Source organism: Ligilactobacillus sp. RTP31139st1_D10_RTP31139_211217, from assembly GCF_040226755.1.
GTDB lineage: Bacteria > Bacillota > Bacilli > Lactobacillales > Lactobacillaceae > Ligilactobacillus > Ligilactobacillus animalis.
In genome coordinates, this window is record NZ_JBCOAR010000001.1 from 1 (window position 1) to 22,628 (window position 22,628).

The following is a 22,628-nucleotide window of genomic DNA, read 5'->3' on the forward strand; positions in this document are numbered from 1 at the left end:
AAACGCAAGTTAATTCCAATGAAGATTCAACGTCTGATAGACACGCATGATTCAAATTATTTTTGGAAGGGTAAAGTTCAATCAATTACGCTTGCTGATGATAACAAATATCAAACGTTGGTGGCCACGATCACCTTTAACTGCTATCCGTTTGCATTTGCCAAAAATTATGAAGGATCTGATATTTGGGACGATGTAGAGTTTGAACATTGGGTATTTCAAGAGGTGAACTTCGATGTATTTGAGGCTAAGAAGATCACACTGATAAATATCGGATCAAGGTCTACAGTGTGCAGTGTAGAAGTTACGGGGAATGTTTGGGTCAGAGGCAATAACACTGAGTTACAAATAAATTCAAGTAACTACCTAGGTGTTGAGATCGTATTGAACAGAGGAGAAAATTACTTTGAGCTTGCTGGGGAAGGGACTATTAAGTTCAAGTTTAGACGTGAGGAGATGATCTGATGTATCGTATCATTGCTTATAATGAACCAACGGATAAAGTTGGATATATCATTCATGATCCACGTATTGATAGACGTGTCTCAGCGGGAAAGCTAACTTTAAAAGAAGGTGAAATTGATGATCTTACACTAAAGGTCAATCAAAAAAGTAATTTGTTCAATAATGTTCGCCCGATGCATACGCATGTTGAAGTTTACGATGGTAACGAACTGATTTTTAGAGGACGTGCACTAAAACCTACTAGAACAATGGAATCTAGTGGGCAGTTCATGCAGGAATATGTTTTTGAATCGATCGAAGCATATCTATTAGATAGTGTTCAAAGATTTGCTGAAGTTCATAATACGACCCCAGCCGATTTCTTTCGTATGTTGATCCAAGTACACAATAATAGCGTACCTGATTGGAAGAAGTTTGAAGTCAGAAAAGTGAATGTGACCAACTCGACTGATAATGTATATCGCTTTGTTGACTATACTAAAACAAGAGATACGATCAAAGAAAAACTGTTGACGCGTTTAGGTGGCTTCTTACGAGTTGAATATCATGATGGTAAAAATTATGTAGACTATGTTATTGATCCAGGTAGAGATCATCAGGCTGACACTCCTATTAAATTAGGGAGGAATCTAAAGTCTGCTAGTATGACGATCGATCCAACTAAAGTGATAACACGTCTTATTCCGTTAGGCGCACAAATAGAGCCTCCACAGAATGAGACTGGTAATGTGGCTAATGGTACAAGGCCAAGAATAACGATCGCAGATTTAAATGGCGGGAAGGATTACTTGGATATACCTGATTTACAGCAAGAATTTGGGATTATCAACGGCACTCAAACTTGGGACGATGTGCATGAACCACAAAACTTGCTAAGAAAGGCAAATGAGTGGATCCAAGCACAATCGGCAACGAATACTCAATGGACTATTTCAGCGCTAGAATTGCCAGAATACAATGCCTTCAAGGTGTCTGATCGCTATTTATTTATTAATCCGGGGATCGTAGAACCGCAGATGTTGAGGGTGACGCAAAAGCAAATTGACCTAACTAAGCCTTATGAATCGTCATTAACGATAGCCGAGAAACCTTTTGGGCTAGTTGAGTATCAATCTAAACTTCAAAAATCGCTAGGAAGGGTTGAGAATTTGAAACGAGTTATCGAGTCGCAAGCAGAAGCTATTAGCGAGTGGAATGCCCGTTACGATAACTCACAACAACAGATAAAGGATCTAAGCTCAGCGCTAAAAGACTTAGAGAACAAAGTCAACGCACAAACGCCAGAACAGCCTAAGCCACCGCATATCGGGAAGATCATCGATGTGTCCGAATGGCAAGGTGTGATCGACTGGAATAGCGTTGTCAGAGATGACGTTACATTGAGTATCATTCGAATCCAAGACGGATCGTCACATCAAGATCTTAAGTACATGGAAAATCTGCAGAAGTGTATCAATGCAGGTGGAAAATATGCGGTATATGCGTACTTTCGTGGTACATCGACAGCAGACGCACAACAAGAAGCTAGAGACTTTTTTGAGAGAACACAGCAGGTTGTTGCTAACAAGCAGCAGCCTGTTTTTTATGCGATCGATGTTGAAAGCGCCGAAATGGGTGGAAACATATCTCAAATGCGGGCTGGTATCGAAGCGTTCATGTCGCAGCTTAATACGCTAGGTGTTCCAGACCACAAGATTGTGCTGTATATCGCAAACCACCTGTATGACAGTTTCAACTTGAATACAGCCCGTGCTGGTGCGATCTGGATCCCCAGCTATGGACAAAATGATGGATCTATCGTCAATAGTACGAAGCCTACACATCCTTATGATCTTTGGCAATACACAAGCAAAGGGCGTGTGTCTGGGATCACTGGCAACGTTGATATGAACACAGAACCAAGCGATAAATTCAAAGCTTATCTTAGTTGAAAGGAAGTGAGAAAGTGACATATCGAGATAATACACCGATCACACAAGAAGACTTAAAAAAGCTTCAGCGTGATATTTCGGTGGGGGACGTTGAAAAAGTCGCTCAAACAGTAGCGACTTGGCTTAGAGAAAAAATGTACGGTAAAGACGTGCGCGAGACGTTAGCGCAATGGGCGATCTATACTGCACGTATTGCACAGTATCTTATCAATGACGAGCAAGAATTTAAGCGAGTAATGAACGATCTAAAACTTGAGCTTATCAATCGACAAGAGCAAGTTGAAGGGCGACAAACAGACTTAGAGAACCAATTTTTGCAAGTGATCGCAAATGCAACAGTTGACAGTGAAGTTATTTTAGCTCGCAATTCTAATCGCTATGGTAGCTATATAACGCTAGATAATCGATTAGAACACATAGAAAGCTTGCTAGCATCATATGTGCCTGCTGGCTTTACGATCACACTAAAACACAATCAAAATCGAAACCCGATAGTAAGTATTTTGTATTACGAATACGCTATCGGGACGGAGCCTAACGGATTAGGCAGTGGCCCAAGTGGGTCTTTTGGTGGAACGAATTTTACCAGCGTAGCGCCACAAGTTGACTATCCAGATTTGAATACTGTGGTAATCCATCTGCCAACTGTATATTCAATGCACGGTACAGTCGAGTATAAACACGGCTACTGGTATCTTATCGATGGCTACAAGACGTTACGTATCGATCTAGGAGACGTTGACGATCAACGAGCATTGGCTGGCAACGGCCAGCATCAAGTATCGACTGACTCAGTTGCACCACCGCAAACGAATCCACAACCAACCACAGTGACAGCACCACGTAATTTGCGCGCAACACGGATCAATGACGAAACAGAAAGACTTGATCGGAATGAATAATAAAGGAGGTTGATAGTTTATGGCTATCTCGTTAGAAACGATCGTGACTGGTATGAATGGTGGACCAGAGGCGATCCAACAAAATTTCAATAAGGTCAAAGCTGAACTTGAACGCATGAACGGTAGTGTAGTAGAAATTCCAAAAGAGCAGTTTACAGCGCTCAATGGTTTTAATGTTGATAGTAATAATTGCAGGGGTCTCATCTTCAAATTCGATAGTTTTGCGATCATCTATTTTCAAAGTTATATCGGAAATGTCACGTCGAAAGGTTGGACGTTTAAAGAAGCTGTATCTATTCCAAAATCATATTTAGGCGGTTTTACGAAGTTTGCCTCTTTTGGAGTTGGTAGACGTATCTCTGACGATGCAAAACAATTCGATGTTGATTTTAAACCAGACAAAGCAGTTGCTACCATCTACACTCGTGGTAGTGAGTGGAATAATGGCGGAATGGATATTAAATTTGCAGGTATCTTATACAACTAGAGAGGATGTGGAAGTTAGATGTTGATTTATTATTTTGATGATACTAAGCGCTTTGCGTATACTGATGTGATCGCTGACGAGACACCAGTACCAGAAAATGCAACAACGATCGCACCAGTGAACACTGACGGCACTGGTATGTATGCACCTACGTGGAACGGGACGGAGTGGGTGCCGATGACTAAAGAAGAATTTCAAGAAAAGTATGAGCAACAGCAAAAGCCAGACGATGTTCCAGCAATCACAGAAAGTCAAAAGCAAGAAGCACAATATATGCTTGAACTAGCGAAGATGAAAGCAAATATCGCTGCAAACTCAAAAACGATTGCTGTGCTAACTAAACAATTGGCTCAAACTGCTTTGAACAATAAGGGGGTACAATAACATGTTATTTGATTACAACACAGTGAAATTATATTTTGATTTAGGGCTATTTACTAAGCAAGATGTAAAAGATTTTGTAACAGTAGGCTTTTTCGCTCAATCAGATTATGACAAGATGTTTACGGGACGGATCAATTGAACTCTGATTTTTCGGCATTTGATGGCGACAAGGCTATTTATTTGAAATGATTTTTAGCAGTGGTGGGCGGGCGGCAAGAAGGGATAAAAATGTTAAAAAATATCAAAAAGAATAGATTTTGGCTATTGAAGGCGCTGGAGACTTATTCTCTAGCGCTTTTCTTTATCGTTAAGCGATCGACCGGGATTTTTGATTGGGATCATAGCCCGCTAGCTGTGCTTGATGATCCGCCATTCATTTTCGCGTTAGCCGTCGTCGGAACGATTGCATTAGTTTTTGCGCTGTGGGATATCAAGTATTTGTACTACAAGCAGATTATGACGAGTACGTTAACATTTGTGTGGCTAGCCTTTTTCTTGTCATTTTGTACGAATGACGCTTTGCGAGAAGTGTATTTAAGTTTCCCTGGAATATATGCCTTTTTTGTATTGGTAGGAATAGTGATAGAACTTCGTTGGGAGTGATTAGACTTGAGTGATCAAGTGTGGGTTGCCGTGATTTCTACGCTTGGATCAATTATTGTTGCGTGGATCACGGCGACTGCGAATAGCAGAAAGGCTGATAAATATGATGTCAGCGAATTAGAGAAGCTTAGAGAAGAGAACGCTAAGCTCAGATCAAAATTGAAAAGTAAGGGGAACGAGAAAAATGAACACAAATGAATTAGTAGTCACGTTGTTAGCTACAGTTTTGACTGCAGTAATCAGCTATTGCGGTAATGTGCTTGTGAAAAATAATCGAGCATTGACGATCGTGCGAGCACTCGAGCCGCTTGCTCGAGATGCGGTGATCGCAGCGCAAAAATTGGGCGTCACCGAATATCTTACTGGAGTGGCTAAGAAAAATCATGCAGTGCAGACTGTTGTTCAGGCGCTTTCTAACGCTGGGTTCACGATTGCAGATGAACAAGTGATCGTAAACGCAGTAGAAAAAGCCTATGCTGAACAGAAAAAGTTACTTGATCAATATCCGCAGAAAACAAAGGAGGACTGATCTAGTTGAATAAGAAAAAATTATTAGGAGTTGTCGCGTTGGCAACTCTTTTTTTATCGCTTGCAACACCGATGACGGCTCAAGCTGCCAAAGGTGATCATGGTGTCGACTGGGCCAAGTATCAAGGCGCAAATGGTGTCTTTGGATACCCACACGATAAGTTCGCTATTGCGCAAGTTGGCGGTTATTATAACGGATATTTTGCTGATCAGTGGACATACCCAACACAAGTTCAATATGCAATTGCTCAAGGCAAACGAGCACACACATATATTTATGCACGCTTTAGCAATAAATATGAAGCTGATCAGATGTTAGATCATTACTTGCCGAAAGTACAAACGCCTAAAAAGTCGATCGTGGCATTAGACGTAGAAGACGGTACTCCCAATACTGAAGCTGTGTTATATGCATTGGATCGTGTCGAAAAGGCAGGTTATACGGCCGTATTGTATGGCTATAAGAATTTCTTACTCAATCATGTTGACTTAGCACGTATTGCTAAGCAATATCCGCTTTGGCTAGGCGAGTACCCAGACTACAACGTTACGCCCGAACCGAACTACAACTATTTCCCGAGTTTTGACAATATCGGCATTTTTCAGTTCACAAGTACTTACATCGCTGGTGGTTTGGATGGTAATATCGATTTGACAGGCTTGACAGACGTAGGCTATAAGAATGGTAATGCTGAGAAGCCAGTGACAAAGCCTAATGCGGTTCAGCAAGGTATCATCGCAGATAACACGCCTAAGAAGGATATTACAGCAGGCTACACAGTCAAAGTCAACTTTAGCGCAAAAACGTGGTCCACAGGTCAAGAGATCCCAGCTTGGGTCAAGGGTAACAGCTACGAAGTCATTCAAACGAGTGGTAACAAAGTCTTGCTTGGCGGCATCATGTCTTGGATCGATCGCTCTAACGTTGAGATCCTATCGACAGCAAAACAAAACAACACACAAGCTACATCAAACACATATACAGTTCGTTCTGGTGACAGCTTGAGTGCGATTGCAGCACGCTTTGGGACAACAGTTAGTGCATTGCAGAGTGCTAATAACATTCGCAACGCTAACTTGATTTATCCTGGTCAAGTACTCAAAGTCAGCGGTCAACCTACGATCATGAGTGTATACACGGTGCGCTCTGGCGATAATCTAAGCACGATCGCTAGTCGCTTAGGCACAACAGTATCACACTTGCAAAGTGTGAACGGGATCAGAAATGCAAATCTGATCTATGCTGGACAAACATTAAGATATTAATGCACGCTAAAGCGCCTCGCTCGATTTTATTCGGACAGGGCGCTTTTTTAGTGCAAAAAAATTACCCTCTGACAAATATGTCAGAAGGTAAAACTGGCTGGGCTGATTAGACCCAATACGAGATTAACTCGTGTCCTTACAACTACATGATAGATTATTGTTCTAATTATGTCAATATTCTAGTATAATCAAAGACGGTACATAGAAGCTGATTACTTCTAGCTCAAGTGCCGATTGCGAGGTGATACTCGTGTCCTTACTATTTGATTTAGTATTGGCGATCCTTGTCAATCTAATTTCAGATATTATCTATGATTGGTTGAAAGACCGTCACTAGATAAAACGGTACCCTAGTTACTTTTGGCTAGGGTATTTATTTTAAATAAGTTGAGCTTTTTGTGTTACAATAAAATTAAACCTTCCTATTTATATGCCGATATATGCCATAGTATTTTTTGGGTGGGCAAATAGTGGACAGAAAGTTTAATGTTGGATAGCGCCAATGAATAACACGGTATTATCATTTTAGTGATAGTGCTTGGTATTATGCGATTTTTGAAAACTATAAGTATCAGTATGTGACATAGCTCAAAATGAGCCAAGTTAAATAACATTCGCTTATTTTAACGCTAGAACCCTTGATATATCAAGGGTTCTTTTTTGTGTTGGGAATGAAACTATTCCATATTAGCAAGAATAAGCAATTTTTGTGGTGTTTCTAATTATTAAAGAAAATGAGTAGCAGTACTTGACAGTAGTCGTTTTTCGGAAGAAAATTTAGTTAGTTTTATTTAGTATAATGGGTATTTATGGAAATATTGATAGAAGTGTTCTCTAAAGGGGGACAGAATGATGACTAATTTGATCTATCAGCTGTTAGTTGAAACGAAGACAGGCTTGAAAGTATGTAAATTATGGAACGAGCTTACTAAGTTATTTAATGCTTATCTGAGTTATTGTTCTAAAAATAAAGTCGTAGGTGTGATAAGTTATTTAATAACAATTATTGTTGGCGCGGTAGTACTTAAACTTTGGCTTATTCCGTTCTTGCTCAAGCTCATGCTTATTGGTGCCTATCTTCTGGGAGGATTAGTTTTTGGTGCAGTTTTGTCTGTTATCTTACTATTAAATTTCTTTGCCCAACATTTATGACCTGTCCGGATAAATAATATGTTAAAAAAGTTGAGATAGAACACTATTTTCTGAGAACATAATGATAATCTATGATATATTTAACGCAACAATTCGCAATTCATAGTGTTTTTAGGTAAAATAGAAAAAGAAGTTTCTAGTCAGAATAGTTAGGGAGCATAATAATAATGTTAAAAAATTTAATTGGACGCAATATAACTGCTATGGTCATTGATGAAAATGCAGATTATGTTTTTGCGCAAAAAGAAGGAACAACTTTTAGGATCGCCAAGAGCGAACTTTTGAAGTTACCTAAACCAGGAGCTATGATCTCAGGCTTTGCTTATGAAAATGAAGATCATGAATTACAGTTGACTAAAACTGAACCCAAGAGTGGTTTTGATCGTTATGCATGGGGTGAAGTAAAGAAGGTCCAACGTGGCTTAGGGGTCTTTGTTGATATCGGTCTACCTAACAAAGACATCGTAGTTTCGACTGATACTTTACCTGAATTGCAAAATCTTTGGCCTAAAGCAGGCGACCGTTTGATGATCGCTTTACGTGTAGATGATAAAGGCCGTCTTTGGGGCGAATTAGCTACAATGGAGATGTTTAAAGCTGTAGGTGATGCTGCAAGTCAAAAGATGATGAATAAAGACGTGATCGCAACGGTCTACCGTTTGAAGATGGTGGGTTCATATGTCATTACTAAAGATTACCAATTAGGCTTTATTCATCCGTCAGAACGTGATCAAGAACCGCGTTTAGGTCAAGAAGTTAAGGCCAGAGTGATCGGGATAAGACCAGATGGGACATTGAATCTTTCATTACGTCCACGTGCTTATGAAGCTATCAGTGACGATGCGCAAATGCTTCTAGCTGCTTTACAACATAATGCAGAAGGCCGTTTGCCGTTTACAGATAAGAGTGATCCGGCTGAGATCAAAGTCTATTTTGGAATCAGTAAAGGACAATTTAAACGCGCAGTTGGGCATTTGATGAAAGCTGGCTTAGTTGTGCAACGAGATGGATATTTGATCTTAGTCAAATAGAGTATAGAAAGGAAGGATGACCTTGGATCAGTTAGCAAAGATCGAACAAAAGTTACATGCACAAGGTTTTAAATTAACACCTCAAAGAAGAGCCACGATCGCAGTGTTACTTGAGCATCAAGCTAGGCATCTTTCGGCAGAAGAGGTTTATTCCTTACTCCATCAAAAACATCCTGAAGTTGGTTTAGCAACTGTTTATCGGACTTTGGACGTTTTGGCCGAGATCCAGATCGTCAATAAGATAAGTTTTGAAGATGGGATCGCACGCTTTGACCTAAAAACAAGTGATAAGGGACATTTTCATCATCATCTTGTATGTAGTGTTTGTGGCAATGTGACTGAGATCTACGAAGATATGCTGATCGACGTTGAAGAACGACTCGCCCGGCAATATCATTTTGAGGTCACAGATCATCGGCTAACTTTTTTGGGTATTTGTCAAGATTGTCAACGAAAACAAGTGATCAAGGAAGTGAAAGACGATGCCTCCAACATCTGAAGTGATAGCTGATTATTTGCATTATCTCATGGTCGAATGTGGTCTATCTAAAAACACACTTCTGAGTTATGGGCAAGATCTGCGCCAGTTTGCAGCATTTTTAGAGCAAAAAAAAGTTACGCTGACTCAGGTCGATCGTGATCTGATCATGTTGTATTTAGAGAGCCAATTACAACATCAAAAAGCCAGGACCACGATCAGTCGTTGTATTACAAGTTTAAGGCGTTTTTTTCGCTATTTGATGCAAGAAGAGCTCGTCACTAAAGATCCGATGCAACTGATCGAATTACCTAAAAAAGAAAACCATCTGCCGGAAGTATTGTCAGTGTCTGAAGTTGAAATGTTACTTCAGACACCTGATGTAGAAAAGCCATTGGGGTTACGTGACCGTGCGATCTTAGAATTGATGTATGCGACTGGATTACGAGTCAGTGAGGTCATCAATTTGAAATTAGCTGACCTACATTTAGAGTTAGGGATCATCCAAACACTAGGTAAGGGTCAAAAAGAGCGGCTCGTCCCGATCGGAGATACAGCTGTAATGTGGGTCCAGCGCTATTTAAAAACGGCGCGTCCTAAACTATTGCGAACACCAAATGATTATTTATTTTTAAATTTTCACGGAAATCAATTGACTCGTCAGGGGATCTGGAAAAATTTGAAACAGCAGGTCAAATTGGCGGGGATCAAGAAAAATGTGACTCCACATACGTTGCGACATTCATTTGCGACCCATATTTTAGAAAATGGAGCTGATCTGCGGATCGTCCAAGAACTATTAGGGCATGCAGATATTTCAACAACGCAACTCTATACGCACTTATCTAAGAAACGCTTAGCTAAGATCTACAATGAAGCTCATCCGCATGCGTGATTGTCTTTCGCGTGAATTTGTGGTAATCTAGCATAATCAGATGAGCAATTAGCTATTGGAGGAGAAAATGCTTTATAAGTATAAAAGCGACTATGAAAAAATCGCAATGGGATTGTTATCGTTTATCCCCGATTTAAAAGAGATCGCTAATTTGAAGACGGAAATTGAATGGTACGAAGCTGACAGCTCGCATGTGCTATATTTATGGAAGAATGAGAATCGTGATTTTGTCGGTGTTTTAGGGACCGAAATAAATGAAGATTTCATCATGGTACGTCAGATAGCAGTAACACCAACGGAAAGAAGTCAAGGACTGTGCTTTTTGATGCTAGATAATTTAGCCGAACTCTATCCGGATAAGAAGATAATGGGTAATATTGAAGCTTCGTCCTTGATAGCTAAATGGGAGCACCATAATGAAAAATGAAGCGACGCCAAATGTAAAAGAGTTACTATTTAAAGTTCCTGATTTTGAGGGGCCGTTAGATCTATTGTTGCACTTGATCAAGAAAAATCAAATGGATATCTATGATATTCCGATGGCGGAAATAACTACCCAGTATATTGACTACTTGCACCAGTTAAAGGAAATGCAATTAGACATTGCTGGGGAGTATTTGGTTACAGCTTCGATGCTGGTCAATATTAAAAGTAAGATGCTTTTACCAAATGAGCAAGCTAGCCTACAAACAGACGATGAAGTTGAAGATCCACGTGAAAGTTTAGTGCAACAATTGCTATTACACCAAACATTTCAAACTGCTGCCCAGAATATGCGCGGTTATGCTGATGAAAGGATGAAGTTATATCCGCGTGAACAAGCGCTCGTACCAGCTGGTGCTAGTTTAGGGAAACTTGACCCTGATAGCTGTGATATAACTGCATTGCAGAAAGCATTTGCACGTTTGATGCTCAAACGTAAGGCCCAAAAACCAGTTATGCGCAAGATCGAATCAGAACGTTATTTCTTAAAAGATCAGATCACGCGGGTCGAAAAATTGGTCAAGCAAGCAAAAGAGCCGATCGAATTTGAGGATCTGTTTGCAGCAAATGCAGTCTTAGAGCTAGTGGTGACGACCTTTTTAGCACTTCTTGAATTGGTCAAACAAGGAGCAATCAGAGCCACACAAGAAGATATTTTAGGACCAATAAAATTAGTGAGTGGTGAAGTAAATGCTGTCTAATCAAGCTAAAATAGAAAGTTTGCTGTTTGTAAGTGGAAATGAAGGCATAACAGCGCGCGAGCTTTCACAGTTGACAGGGATCATGAAACCGGCTGTCTTAGATCAGTTAGCTTTGATCGAAAAAAAATATAAACAGGATGCCAACACCGCCTTAAAGTTGATCCATGCAGAAGAGCGTTATCGGTTGGTGACTAAGAAAGCTGTGACTGAGCTAGTTAAACAGTATTTTGAATCACCGGCAATGACGGAATTATCTTCAGCTGCATTAGAAACGTTGGCCGTAGTGGCTTATAAACAGCCTGTGACTCGGATCCAGATCGATGAGATCCGTGGAGTGCAATCAAGTGGGATGTTGCAAAAGCTGTTAGTGTTAGATCTGATCAAAGAAGCTGGTCGAATGGATGCTCCTGGTCGTCCGATCATGTATGCAACAACGGAAAATTTCCTTAATTATTTTGGGATCGAATCGCTAGCACAATTGCCTGAATTACCACAAGATGACGAAAAAAATGAAGCTACTTCAGATGATCTAATGTCATTATTTAACGACGCATTAGATGATGAAGAGTAGTTGATAGTGAAAGGAAAAAACTGCAGTTGCTGCAGTAGGTGACTAAAAATGGCAGAAAGACTGCAAAAAGTGATGGCTAACGCTGGGGTGGCTTCTCGGCGTGCCAGTGAAAAGATGATCTTGGACGGACGGGTTCGAGTTAATGGTAAGGTCATCAAAGAATTAGGTCAAAAAGTTGACGGAAATGACGTGATCGAGGTCGATGGACACTTGATCGAACGCGAAGAAAAGGTCTATTACCTTTTCTATAAGCCACGTGGCGTTATCAGCGCGGCTAAAGATGATAAGGGTCGTAAAGTGGTGACTGATTACTTTACTGATTATAGTGAACGTGTATATCCCGTTGGACGGTTAGATTATGATACTTCTGGTCTGCTTTTATTGACCAATGATGGAGAACTAGCTAATCGTTTGATGCATCCACGTTATAAAGTCAACAAGACTTATGTGGCTAAAGTCAAAGGAATTGTCCAAAATGATGAGTTAAAGCAACTACGTGTGGGCGTTCGCTTAAAAGATGGCAAAAAGAGTGCCCGGGCTAAGGCCAAGATCTTGTCTTTAGATAAAAAAAGTGATACTTCGATCGTGTCGTTGACGATCCATGAAGGTCGAAATCATCAGGTCAAGAACATGTTGCAAGCTGTCGGACATCCTGTTAAGAAGCTCAAACGTGAAACATATGGCTTTTTGACCTTAGCTGGATTGACTTCAGGGCAATATCGTGAGTTGACACGTGAAGAGGTAAAAGCTCTTTATGAGCTAGGAAATAAGTAAGTTACTTGTTTTTTTTAAGTTAGTATGCTAAACTAACTGTGATAATAATTTAGGTTTATCTTCAGGGCAGGGTGTAAATCCCGACCGGCGGTAAAAGTCCGCGACTCCTCGTTTATTGCGAGGACTGAACTGGTGTGATCCCAGTACCGACAGTTAAAGTCTGGATGAAAGAAGATAGGTTTTATATACATGGGTGGAGTGGATGCTTTACCGATGAAAATAGACCTCTGTTGCTCAAGATGAACAACAGGGGTCTATTTTTGATATAGGATCTACTGTGAGATGGACCTCTTAGGAGGAATTAGCTTTGGCAGTAAAACGTTGGGTAGTAGCAGCTTGCTTAGCTGCTATCTCGTATCTTTTGATGTTTCTATCATTTGTGATAGTTCCGATCGTACCTTTTATGAAGTTAGATTTTTCGGATATTCCGATCTTATTGGCTTTCTTTATTTTAGGTCCATTAGGTGGGATACAGGTCGCATTTCTACGTTCCTTGTTGTATTTTCTGATCACAGGGCCGTCATTACCACAATTGATCGGCGTCAGCTTGAGTTTTGTGGCGACGTTAGCGTTTTGTTTACCACTTTACTATTTGCTCAAAAACAAGTCATTGGTATGGCAAAATGTTGTAGGAGCTATTTTAGGGGCCACGCTGAGCTTAACAGTTGTATTAGCCTTACTTAACTGGCTTGTGACGATCCCGCTATATATGAGCTTGTTAGGGATGAAATTAAGCATTCCTTTAGGACAGATGATTTTATTTGGAGTCGTACCATTTAATTTGATCAAGGGGATCGTGATCGGTGCAGCTTTTATTTTGATCTATAAAAAGTTAAGTGTTTGGATCGAACATAAAAAATATCTCCAATCATAATAAAAAGAGGGCTCATAGCGAAAGAATTTTGCTATGAGCCTGTTTATTTAGAATTTAACAGTATAAAAATATCCGATCAAATTTCTCAAACATGGAATTTGATCGGATATTTTTAGCTTAGGCTAGTAGTTTTTCAGCCAATTATTTGTTATTACCTGCTTGGTGAGCAGCTAATTTTTCAGCATAGCGCTTATTACCTTTGTATAGCTCATACATTGTCCAGATCAAGAGCGCTGCGATCACAACGATCAAGGTATAAGCAATTCCGTTAGCTAATTGAAGTTGAGCAGCTGATGGCTTATCACCGAAGAAACCAGCCACCATATCTGGTAAGCCCTTGAAATCAAGGATCGTTAAGGTCAAGACAGAAAGCCAACCTAGAACTTTGACCCAAAGAGAGTTTTTGAAACGTTCGCCCATTTCAGTCTTACTATTTGTCATCATCAATAATGGTAACATTGAGAATGGTAAGGCTAAGGACAAGAATACTTGAGAATTGATCATCAAGTTGTTTAGCGCTTCGTGTTCTTGTTCAGCACTTTGACCAGCTGAAAGTGAAACACAGACCAAAACCGGGATAACAGAGATCAAACGTGTGATCAAGCGACGTGCCCAAAGTGGCATCTTCAAATGAACGAAACCTTCCATGATAACTTGACCAGTCAATGTACCCGTGATAGTTGAGTTTTGACCAGAAGCAAGCAAGGCAACAGCAAAGAGTACAGAAAGGATACCTGATTTAGCAACCGAGATCAAGACACCGTTACTGAGCATTGATGTATCAGATAAAGCTTCGTAAAGACCAAAGAATGATGGATCATCTACTGCACCGCTCTTGAAGACCGCTACACCCATGATCAAAAGTAATGAGTTAACGACAAAAGCAGCACTCAATTGAATGTTAGAATCCCAAGCTGAGAAACGTACAGCTTCGGCAACGTCTTCTTCGTTGTTATGATCGATCTGACGAGTTTGGGAAACAGCAGAGTGTAAGTACAAGTTATGTGGCATGACCGTTGCCCCGATGATCCCTAAGGCACCGTTCAATGGTGTCATACCATGAACTTCAGGTGAAGTTGCAAAAGTTTGTGAAGTTGGAATGAAACCTGCAAAAACAGCACCCCAATCAGGATTTGACAATGCAACTTGGTAAGTGAAGACGAACAAGATAACTAAAATTAAAGCAACAACGATCGCTTCGATCTTTCTAAAACCGATTTTTGTTAATAAAAGCAAAAGTAAAACGTCAAATACGGTAATAAATACGGCAAATACTAGTGGGATACCGAATAAGAGATATAAGGCGATCGCAGCCCCGATAACTTCAGCGATATCAGTAGCCATGATAGCTAACTCGGTCAAGATCCATAAAATGATCCCGAGCGTCTTGCCTGTTCTGGCACGGATCGCTTGGGCTAAGTCCATCCGGCTCACGATACCAAGTTTGGCAGCCATGTATTGTAAAAGCATCGCGATCAAACTTGACATCAAGATAACGGACATTAATAGGTATTGGAAGTTTTGTCCACCGGTGATGGAGGTTGACCAGTTACCTGGATCCATATAACCTACCGCAACTAAGGCACCTGGGCCAGAGTAGGCAAATAGGGTCCGCCAAAATCCTTTCCCTTTAGGCACTGTAACAGTACCATTGATTTCCTCTAATGAGGGACCATTCGCATATTCAACGAGTTTGTGTTTTTCGTGTTTTTTATCCACAATAAAAACCGTCCTTCCTTTTTTAGGTACTTAGACATTGTACACCTTATTAAGCCAAATTAAAAGTATTTTTTAGGTGTGCCTTACAAAAAATATTTTTAACCTAACTTATGTTGTTTGAAACAAATTTAGAAGAATTATTCAGGTTTAGCAAAAAAATCAGCAAATTTAGCGTATATTATATAGTGAAGACTTTTAGTGGGAGGTGGGCATATGGATTATGGATCAGAAAAATGGTTGCTTTATTTCTCTGAGAGTCAGCCGAGACGCCCCGCCGTCATTCGTCAACTCTTGAGTAACCATCTAACGACTTCGGCTTTATTTTGGGGGAGGGCATATGGACTTTTAGATATCATTGCTTTACCGCTAGATATAAATAACTTCGAGCCTACATTAGATGAACTATGCCAAAAGAAGTTGCTAGTGGAGACTTCGAAAGGGATGTGTTTGACTGCTAAAGGTAAATTACGGGTCGAAGAATTGAAAAGTAAGCACCAATTTTTGCGTGAACCGGCCTTTTTTAATGGATTTGATCTTAAGGGCTGGGAGAAGCAATTTTATTTATTAGTTCAAGTTGCGTCAGAATTGAGCTATCAAAATAATAAATATTTTGCGATCACCAATGATTTTAGAACGCAACAACTTTTCAAAAACTGGTTCAGACGATATGGAAAAGCTACATTATTAGAGGAGATAACGACATCATTGACTGATTTCTTAGCACATGAGCCTAAGTTGGATGCGCAACTCTTTTGTGAACAATTAACGGGACATGGACGTTTAGGACAGACTAAAGCACAATTAGCTGCAAGATATCGACTACAAATTGCTGAGATCGAGGTGGGCTGGCGCGATATGTGTGCTCGATATGCTAAATATTTGCTTGAACAAAACTTTGAGCTGGCAAAGCTTGTTTTGAATTATAAACGCCTATCTAACTTGCCGGCTAGTACAGAGAAGACATATACTTTGTTTTTAGCGGGTAAAAGTATTGAAGAGATCGCAAATTTACGAAGGATACGGAAGAGTACAGTCCAAGAACATCTTTTAAATGTAGCTATTCTAGCAGATGATTTTCCAAAAGAACAGTTGTTGTCACCGAAGATAAAAAAGCAGATCGTGGATCTTTTTGAAAACTGTCCAGTCTTAGACTGGAAGTTTCAACAATTGCATGAAAGCTACCCTGAGATCTCATTTTTTGAGTATCGTTTATGCCAAATAGAAAGGGTAATTGCAGGTGAAAGAAAAGCTTGAAGCCATCTTGAAAAGTGAATTTGGCTATCCAACATTTAAAACTGGTCAAAAAGAGACGATCGAGTCTTTATTAGCTGGTAAAGATACTTTAGCTATTTTGCCGACGGGAACTGGAAAATCTCTGTGCTACCAGTTTATCGGAAAATATCTAAAGCGTTCAGTATTGATCGTTTCACCCTTGATATCACTGATGCAAGATCAAGTCGAGCAACTGCGGTACAGTGGTGAAAAAGCGGTAGTTGCTCTAAATTCACAATTGAGTTTTGCTGAGAAGAGATTTGTATTACAAAATATTGCTAGTTTTCAATATATCTATGTTTCACCGGAAATGTTGGGCTCGGCTGAAGTTTTGAACGCACTTGGTCAATTAGAGTTAGGACTGTTTGTCATCGATGAAGCCCACTGTATCTTGCAGTGGGGACCTGATTTTCGACCTGAGTATCTAAATTTAGGCAAAATCAGAAAAAAGCTACATGAGCCCCTGACTTTAGCCTTGACTGCAACGGCAACTCCTAGAGTAGCACAAGATATAACTGCTAGTCTGGGATTAGCACAGACAGGAAATGTGATCCGATATCCGGTTGATCGGCCCAATATCTATCTAGGAACACAAAGTTTTATAAATGAACCCGAAAAACTTGCGTATCTCCTAGAATTACTTCCTAAGTTAAACGGGAAGGGGATCATTTACTTTTCAAGTAAGAAAAAAGCTGACGAAATAAACGAAAATTTGGTAACTAAGGGATTCAAGAGTGCAGTTTATCACGCTGATCTAGAGCTGACAGAACGTTTTTTGGTACAACAACAATTCTTAAATGATCAATTAGATGTTATTTGTGCAACTAGTGCTTTTGGAATGGGGATCAATAAGCCTAATATCCGGTATGTGATCCACTATCACATGCCAAATGATCTTGAAGCTTATGTGCAAGAGATCGGCCGTTGTTCGCGTGACGGGAAAACTGGGATCGCAGTGCTACTATATGAGCCTGGTGATCTAAAACGTCAGGAATTTTTGATCGAAAAAACCTTGCCTAACCCCCAACAGATCCGGTATTTTACCAAACACCAAGAGTTGCTCCAAAACTTTCCCAGTGAAGAAATGCAATTATTAGCACGGCTGTTAGCTAATGGTTATCAAAAAGATCAGATAGAGACATTGGTGAAAAAGCGTCAGACTGAACGTAATGTTGCTTTACAAAAAATGCATCAATATCTTAAAACTGGTAACTGTAAACGCCAATTTATCGCGCAATATTTTGGTGATAAAGTTGAAAACATCCATGGCTCAGGAACTTGTTGTGGCACTGGTCAAGCGCTCCCATTAGAAAAACTTGGCTTATTAGGAGAGCCGGCAGTAAAGGTGAGTGAAATAAACGAGCTGGACTATCGCGAGATCTTACAGCAATTGTTTAAAGAAACCTAACTAAATGAGAATTTCAAGCGATTATTTATATATTTTTAGGAGTATTTATGCTATCATATTTTGTAATATTAGTAGTTTTGTGAGTACTATGAGCTAATTGTAAAAACAAGCTATCGTTTATGAATGTCAACTAAAAAGTTAGAATGTGGAGCTGACATTTAATTACTTTGATATTGTTTTATACTGTTATCGGCGGTATCATAAATTTATGTAGCAAGCTCTAAGAGATATTATAATTGCTTCTAAACTATATAGTTTGCCATGCATGTATGGCATTAATGGTAATAATAAATTTTTAAGAAAGGAAAAAACTATATTTCTTTTTGATCATGACACTAAGTGATCTTAGTAGCATGATTCCATATTTATATAGTGGGATTTTAATAAAAATGAGTCGAAAGAATAACGACCACACCAAAAAACCTTGGGAAAAGACCTTTGAAGAGATAAAAGATGATAAGGGAAATTACTCGCGTAGAGCTAGCCGGCAGAGCAATAAACGAAATACGATGCTGACAACGATCTTATTGGGTGTCTTTGTGGTCATCATTGTAAGTACGATCGTATTTTACTTTGTTTCACAACGGGCCTCTAGGCAAACTGTAAGTACCGATGATTCGATCGAAGTGGTCTCTTCAAGCGAAAAAAAATCATCTTCGAGTAAGAAAAAGGCTGTAGCTAAGAAAAGTTCAAGCAAAAAGAAGGATACAACTAGAGAATCTAAGTCAAAAAAGAGTTCAGATACGCAATCTGATAGTACTGATAGCACACCACAAGCAGCACCGCAAGACACAACACAAGCGCAAGCAAGTAGCGAACAGCCTGCAAATCACGAAAATCAAGCAAATGCTGAACACCGAGCAGCTGAAAGTTCACAAGAATCGCAACATTCAGAAGAACAATCTTCCCAACAAGAGCAGTACATCTCTGTTCCAGCAGGGCAAGGCTTGTATCGGGTAGCGGTCAATAATGGTTTGACGCTAGATCAGTTATTGCAGTTGAATCCAGGCTTAACAGCTAATTCAAGTATTTTACCAGGACAACAGATCCGTGTAAAATAAGCTTTAGAATAATAAAAGAGAGGAAAAACAATAAAAATGTGTCCTTAGTTTTCTTGGGACACATTTTTATCTGTTTAAATGGGGTATATTATAGTATGCAAACAAAAATGCAAATTGCGATCGATGGGCCCGCTTCTGCAGGTAAGAGTACCGTTGCAAAGTTAGTCGCTAAAAAATTAAATTACATTTATTGTGATACAGGCGCAATGTATCGCGCCACAACTTGGAAAGCACTCCAAACGGGTGTTGCACTAGATGATGATCAAGCTCTAGGGAAAATGCTCGAGACGATGGAATTGAGCTTTAAGCCTAATGACCCAGAACAATTAGTATTTGTTGATGGAACAGATGTGACAACTGCGATCAGATTGCCAGAGATCACTAATAATGTTTCACTTGTCTCAGCTCAACCAAGTGTGCGCAAAAATTTAACTGAGCGTCAACAACAGATCGCAAGTGAAGGCGGGATCGTGATGGACGGACGTGATATTGGTACGACCGTTTTGCCAAAGGCTCAAGTAAAGATCTTTTTAGTTGCGAGCGTACACGAGAGAGCTTTACGGCGCTTTAAAGAAAATCAAGCTAAAGGTATCGATACGCCATTAGCTAAACTCGAAGCTGAGATTGAAGCCCGTGATTATAAAGACTCACACCGTAAAGTTTCGCCATTGACTAAGGCAGATGATGCGATTTTATTGGATACTACTTCACTAGATATTGCACAAGTTACCGATGAAATCATGAAAATTGTTAAAAATACAGAGAAATAGGTAATTTAACTAGCATTTTGAACTGCTTTCAGTTAAAATGGTTATTAGAGTTAGTCGTTAAGGAGGACAAAGTCCATGAGTGAATCAGAAAACAAGGATTTATTAGAAGCTTTAAACAGCGTTAAACCAGTTAAGGTTGGCGACGTTGTCAAAGGCGAAGTGTTGGCATTTGATGATAAAAAGCAAGTTATCGTAGGGATCGAAGGCACCGGTGTTGAAGGTGTTGTTCCTGCACGCGAATTGAGCGTTAAAGCAGATGAGATCGAAGATAACATCAAAGTTGGCGATGTGCTTGACTTAGTTGTTATTTCTAAGATCGGTTCTGACAAAGAAGGCGGTAGCTACTTATTATCACAACGTCGCCTCGAAGCCCGCAAAGTATGGGATGAAATCGAAAAGAAATTTGAAGCAGGTGAAACTATCACAGTTCCTGTAACTCAAATTGTAAAGGGTGGCTTAGTTGTTGACGCTGGCGTTCGTGGCTTTGTCCCTGCATCAATGGTTTCTGACCATTTCGTTGAAGATTTCAACCAATACAAGGGTCAAGAACTTGAACTTAAGATCGTTGAGATCGAACCAAGCGAAAACCGTTTGATCTTATCTCATAAAGAAATCGTTCAACAAGAACGTGAAGCTAAGAAACAAGAAGTTATGTCACAACTTGCAGCCGGCGATGTGCTTGATGGTAAAGTTGCGCGCTTAACTAACTTTGGTGCGTTTATCGACCTTGGTGGCGTTGACGGTTTAGTTCACGTTTCTGAAATTTCCTACGAACGTGTTGGCAAGCCATCTGATGTCTTGAAAGTTGGCGAAGATGTTAAGGTCAAAGTGTTAGCTGTCGATCCTGAAAAAGATCGCATCTCACTTTCTATCAAACAAACATTGCCACAACCTTGGGACAATATTGAAGAAAAAGTTGCTGAAGGTGACGTTCTTGATGGCAAGGTAAAACGTTTGACAAGCTTTGGTGCATTTGTTGAAGTATTCCCAGGTGTTGAAGGCTTGGTACACATTTCACAAATTTCACACAAGCATATTGCTACACCAAATGAAGTTTTGACATCTGGCCAAGACGTTAAAGTCAAAGTCTTGAATGTTAACGGTGCAGACCGTCGTTTAGCATTATCTATCAAAGCTTTACAAGAAAAACCAGCAGCTGATAAAAAAGAAGTTGAAGTTGTCGAAGAAGAACATGTTGAAATTCCAGAAGAAGATACAGGTTTTACTTTAGGCGACTTAGTCGGTGACGACTTAAAAAATGAAGACTAATCTCACGTAATTGAGATTCATTTTGACTGGCCCAAGCGTAAAAGGTTTTGGGTCAGTTTTTTTGCTAAAACATTATTATAAGGAGTGATTAAAATGGCTAATCCAGTCGTTGCGATCGTTGGACGTCCAAATGTCGGGAAATCAACGGTTTTTAACCGGATCGCTGGTGAGCGGATCTCTATTGTTGAAGATACCCCTGGTGTGACTCGTGATCGTATTTATGCGAAGAGCGAATGGCTCGGACAACCCTTTAATTTGATCGATACAGGTGGGATCGATATGGGGGATGAACCATTTTTAGCCCAAATTACCGAGCAAGCTCAAATCGCGATCGATGAAGCTGATGTGATCGTTTTTGTGACAAGCGTCAAAGAAGGAATCACGGATGCTGATGAAAAAGTAGCAAAGATCTTATATCGAACTGATAAACCAGTTATTTTAGCTGTAAATAAAGTAGATAACCCTGAACTTAGAAGTGAGATCTATGATTTCTATTCATTAGGGTTTGGCGACCCAATGCCACTTTCTGGAACTCACGGGATCGGTACGGGTGACTTATTAGATAAGGTCTGTCAGGCATTTCCTAAAGATGGAGCTAAAGAACAAGATGATTCGATCAAATTTAGCTTTATCGGACGCCCTAATGTCGGTAAGTCTTCTTTAGTCAACGCGATCTTAGGTGAAAACCGCGTGATCGTTTCTAACGTTGAAGGCACAACGCGTGATGCGATCGATACGAAATTCGTGGCTGAAGATGGAACGGAATTTACGATGATCGATACTGCAGGGATCCGTAAAAAAGGTAAAGTTTATGAAAATACAGAAAAATATTCTGTTTTACGGGCCATGCGTGCGATCGATCGTTCTGATGTCGTTTGCGTTGTTTTAAATGCTGAAGAAGGTATTCGTGAACAAGATAAACACGTAGCCGGCTATGCGCATGAAGCAGGACGTGGGATCATCATCGTTGTCAATAAGTGGGATACTTTGAAAAAAGATAACCACACGATGAAAGAGTTTGAAAAGACGATCCGGCAAGAGTTCCAATACTTGAGTTATGCACTGATCGTATTCGTTTCAGCTAAGACGCATCAACGCTTAGAACAATTACCAAAATTGATCGAGCGTGTAAATCACAACCATGAACGCCGTATCTCATCAGCTGTCTTGAATGATGTTATCATGGATGCGATCGCGCATAATCCAACCCCAACAGACAATGGACGTCGATTGCGGGTCTACTATGCGACTCAAGTGGCCACTAAGCCACCAACATTTGTCGTCTTTGTTAATGACCCAGAATTGATGCACTTTTCATATGAACGTTTCTTGGAAAATCAGATCCGAGCAGCGTTTGATTTTGAGGGTACACCGATCCATGTGATCGAAAGACGGCGTAAATAATCAAAGATAAAAAATTAAAAAAATTATGCCTAAATTTATCTTATTTTTTCAAAAAAATGATTAAAAACGTTGCTATATTAGGCTTTCTGTGCTATCTTATTAACTGAGCAATGATTTGTTAGTCATTGTTTCACCATTTCTGGCTAGTTTAGAAATGGACAAGAAGATATGCCTATATCTTTATCTTCACTTGAGGAGGT

Annotated in this window: 25 protein-coding genes, 1 pseudogene and 1 riboswitch; of the genes and pseudogenes, 25 read left to right on the forward strand and 1 reads right to left on the reverse strand. The window is 39.9% G+C overall.

All coding sequences use genetic code 11. The annotated features are described in order from the left end of the window. The 19 genes and pseudogenes from ABT996_RS00005 to ABT996_RS00095 form a co-directional block, all read left to right on the forward strand. Nucleotides 1–465 (forward strand): annotated as a pseudogene (locus ABT996_RS00005) (phage tail protein); the annotation flags it as partial. After that, nucleotides 465–2,396, forward strand: coding sequence for a GH25 family lysozyme (locus ABT996_RS00010; RefSeq protein WP_081797077.1), 1,932 nt, complete (start codon nucleotides 465–467; stop codon nucleotides 2,394–2,396). The pseudogene ABT996_RS00005 and the gene ABT996_RS00010, both read left to right, overlap by 1 nt. A gap of 14 nt (nucleotides 2,397–2,410) precedes the next feature. After that, the gene (locus tag ABT996_RS00015) at nucleotides 2,411–3,298 is read left to right on the forward strand and encodes a hypothetical protein (RefSeq protein ID WP_052006359.1); all 888 of its coding nucleotides are present in this window, start codon (nucleotides 2,411–2,413) and stop codon (nucleotides 3,296–3,298) included. A 19-nt stretch (nucleotides 3,299–3,317) separates the two neighbouring features. Continuing rightward, on the forward strand, nucleotides 3,318–3,785 hold the full coding sequence (locus ABT996_RS00020; RefSeq protein ID WP_035448047.1) for a hypothetical protein: 468 nt from the start codon (nucleotides 3,318–3,320) through the stop codon (nucleotides 3,783–3,785). A gap of 18 nt (nucleotides 3,786–3,803) precedes the next feature. After that, nucleotides 3,804–4,169: a YomQ N-terminal domain-containing protein gene (locus ABT996_RS00025; RefSeq protein ID WP_052006360.1), complete on the forward strand. Its 366-nt coding sequence runs from the start codon at nucleotides 3,804–3,806 to the stop codon at nucleotides 4,167–4,169. A gap of 1 nt (nucleotide 4,170) precedes the next feature. After that, a complete protein-coding gene (locus tag ABT996_RS00030) occupies nucleotides 4,171–4,308 on the forward strand; it encodes an XkdX family protein (protein WP_081797078.1) in 138 nt (45 codons plus the stop codon). 89 nt (nucleotides 4,309–4,397) lie between these two features. Then, the gene (locus ABT996_RS00035) at nucleotides 4,398–4,772 is read left to right on the forward strand and encodes a hypothetical protein (protein WP_035448050.1); all 375 of its coding nucleotides are present in this window, start codon (nucleotides 4,398–4,400) and stop codon (nucleotides 4,770–4,772) included. Between the two features lie 6 nt (nucleotides 4,773–4,778). After that, nucleotides 4,779–4,970, forward strand: a complete 192-nt coding sequence (locus tag ABT996_RS00040; RefSeq protein ID WP_035448053.1) for a hypothetical protein — start codon at nucleotides 4,779–4,781, stop codon at nucleotides 4,968–4,970. Beyond that, nucleotides 4,957–5,301 carry a phage holin, LLH family gene (locus tag ABT996_RS00045; protein WP_103050389.1) on the forward strand — a complete coding sequence of 115 codons (345 nt, stop codon included), beginning with the start codon at nucleotides 4,957–4,959 and terminating at the stop codon, nucleotides 5,299–5,301. The genes ABT996_RS00040 and ABT996_RS00045 overlap by 14 nt, the downstream gene beginning before the upstream one ends. Before the next feature lie 5 nt (nucleotides 5,302–5,306). After that, nucleotides 5,307–6,566, forward strand: a complete 1,260-nt coding sequence (locus ABT996_RS00050; protein ID WP_035448362.1) for a LysM peptidoglycan-binding domain-containing protein — start codon at nucleotides 5,307–5,309, stop codon at nucleotides 6,564–6,566. An 852-nt stretch (nucleotides 6,567–7,418) separates the two neighbouring features. Beyond that, nucleotides 7,419–7,718 carry a hypothetical protein gene (locus ABT996_RS00055; RefSeq protein ID WP_010688965.1) on the forward strand — a complete coding sequence of 100 codons (300 nt, stop codon included), beginning with the start codon at nucleotides 7,419–7,421 and terminating at the stop codon, nucleotides 7,716–7,718. A gap of 167 nt (nucleotides 7,719–7,885) precedes the next feature. Beyond that, complete coding sequence (locus ABT996_RS00060) at nucleotides 7,886–8,749, forward strand: CvfB family protein (protein WP_035448358.1); 864 nt, start codon at nucleotides 7,886–7,888, stop codon at nucleotides 8,747–8,749. A 16-nt stretch (nucleotides 8,750–8,765) separates the two neighbouring features. Beyond that, a complete protein-coding gene (fur, locus tag ABT996_RS00065) occupies nucleotides 8,766–9,248 on the forward strand; it encodes a ferric iron uptake transcriptional regulator (RefSeq protein WP_029507314.1) in 483 nt (160 codons plus the stop codon). Then, nucleotides 9,232–10,122: a site-specific tyrosine recombinase XerD gene (xerD, locus tag ABT996_RS00070; protein WP_035448356.1), complete on the forward strand. Its 891-nt coding sequence runs from the start codon at nucleotides 9,232–9,234 to the stop codon at nucleotides 10,120–10,122. The genes fur and xerD overlap by 17 nt, the downstream gene beginning before the upstream one ends. A 67-nt stretch (nucleotides 10,123–10,189) precedes the next feature. Beyond that, nucleotides 10,190–10,549, forward strand: a complete 360-nt coding sequence (locus tag ABT996_RS00075; protein ID WP_035448354.1) for a GNAT family N-acetyltransferase — start codon at nucleotides 10,190–10,192, stop codon at nucleotides 10,547–10,549. Continuing rightward, nucleotides 10,539–11,306 carry a segregation and condensation protein A gene (locus tag ABT996_RS00080; RefSeq protein WP_035448352.1) on the forward strand — a complete coding sequence of 256 codons (768 nt, stop codon included), beginning with the start codon at nucleotides 10,539–10,541 and terminating at the stop codon, nucleotides 11,304–11,306. The genes ABT996_RS00075 and ABT996_RS00080 overlap by 11 nt, the downstream gene beginning before the upstream one ends. Next, nucleotides 11,296–11,877 carry an SMC-Scp complex subunit ScpB gene (gene scpB / locus ABT996_RS00085; RefSeq protein ID WP_035448351.1) on the forward strand — a complete coding sequence of 194 codons (582 nt, stop codon included), beginning with the start codon at nucleotides 11,296–11,298 and terminating at the stop codon, nucleotides 11,875–11,877. The genes ABT996_RS00080 and scpB overlap by 11 nt, the downstream gene beginning before the upstream one ends. 48 nt (nucleotides 11,878–11,925) lie before the next feature. After that, nucleotides 11,926–12,651: a pseudouridine synthase gene (locus ABT996_RS00090; protein WP_010688974.1), complete on the forward strand. Its 726-nt coding sequence runs from the start codon at nucleotides 11,926–11,928 to the stop codon at nucleotides 12,649–12,651. Nucleotides 12,652–12,704: 53 nt separating this feature from the next. Continuing rightward, nucleotides 12,705–12,831, forward strand: a riboswitch (FMN riboswitch). A 127-nt stretch (nucleotides 12,832–12,958) separates the two neighbouring features. Then, nucleotides 12,959–13,525 carry an ECF transporter S component gene (locus tag ABT996_RS00095; RefSeq protein WP_010688976.1) on the forward strand — a complete coding sequence of 189 codons (567 nt, stop codon included), beginning with the start codon at nucleotides 12,959–12,961 and terminating at the stop codon, nucleotides 13,523–13,525. A 141-nt stretch (nucleotides 13,526–13,666) separates the two neighbouring features. On the opposite strand, the gene ABT996_RS00100 is transcribed toward ABT996_RS00095, so the two are convergent. Next, nucleotides 13,667–15,244 carry an Nramp family divalent metal transporter gene (locus ABT996_RS00100; protein WP_010688978.1) on the reverse strand — a complete coding sequence of 526 codons (1,578 nt, stop codon included), beginning with the start codon at nucleotides 15,242–15,244 and terminating at the stop codon, nucleotides 13,667–13,669. 213 nt (nucleotides 15,245–15,457) lie between these two features. Here ABT996_RS00100 and ABT996_RS00105 point away from each other — a divergent pair, with 213 nt between their 5' ends. From ABT996_RS00105 to der, 6 genes are all read left to right on the forward strand, one after another. Continuing rightward, nucleotides 15,458–16,498, forward strand: a complete 1,041-nt coding sequence (locus ABT996_RS00105; protein ID WP_035448349.1) for a helix-turn-helix domain-containing protein — start codon at nucleotides 15,458–15,460, stop codon at nucleotides 16,496–16,498. Beyond that, complete coding sequence (locus ABT996_RS00110; protein ID WP_035448347.1) at nucleotides 16,482–17,924, forward strand: RecQ family ATP-dependent DNA helicase; 1,443 nt, start codon at nucleotides 16,482–16,484, stop codon at nucleotides 17,922–17,924. The genes ABT996_RS00105 and ABT996_RS00110 overlap by 17 nt, the downstream gene beginning before the upstream one ends. Nucleotides 17,925–18,313: 389 nt before the next feature. After that, complete coding sequence (locus ABT996_RS00115) at nucleotides 18,314–18,985, forward strand: LysM peptidoglycan-binding domain-containing protein (RefSeq protein ID WP_010688982.1); 672 nt, start codon at nucleotides 18,314–18,316, stop codon at nucleotides 18,983–18,985. A gap of 95 nt (nucleotides 18,986–19,080) precedes the next feature. Then, the gene (gene cmk / locus ABT996_RS00120) at nucleotides 19,081–19,755 is read left to right on the forward strand and encodes a (d)CMP kinase (RefSeq protein ID WP_035448345.1); all 675 of its coding nucleotides are present in this window, start codon (nucleotides 19,081–19,083) and stop codon (nucleotides 19,753–19,755) included. Nucleotides 19,756–19,830: 75 nt separating this feature from the next. Beyond that, a complete protein-coding gene (gene rpsA, locus ABT996_RS00125) occupies nucleotides 19,831–21,024 on the forward strand; it encodes a 30S ribosomal protein S1 (protein ID WP_035448343.1) in 1,194 nt (397 codons plus the stop codon). Between the two features lie 93 nt (nucleotides 21,025–21,117). Then, nucleotides 21,118–22,428: a ribosome biogenesis GTPase Der gene (gene der, locus ABT996_RS00130; RefSeq protein WP_035448341.1), complete on the forward strand. Its 1,311-nt coding sequence runs from the start codon at nucleotides 21,118–21,120 to the stop codon at nucleotides 22,426–22,428. Nucleotides 22,429–22,628 lie beyond the last annotated feature (200 nt).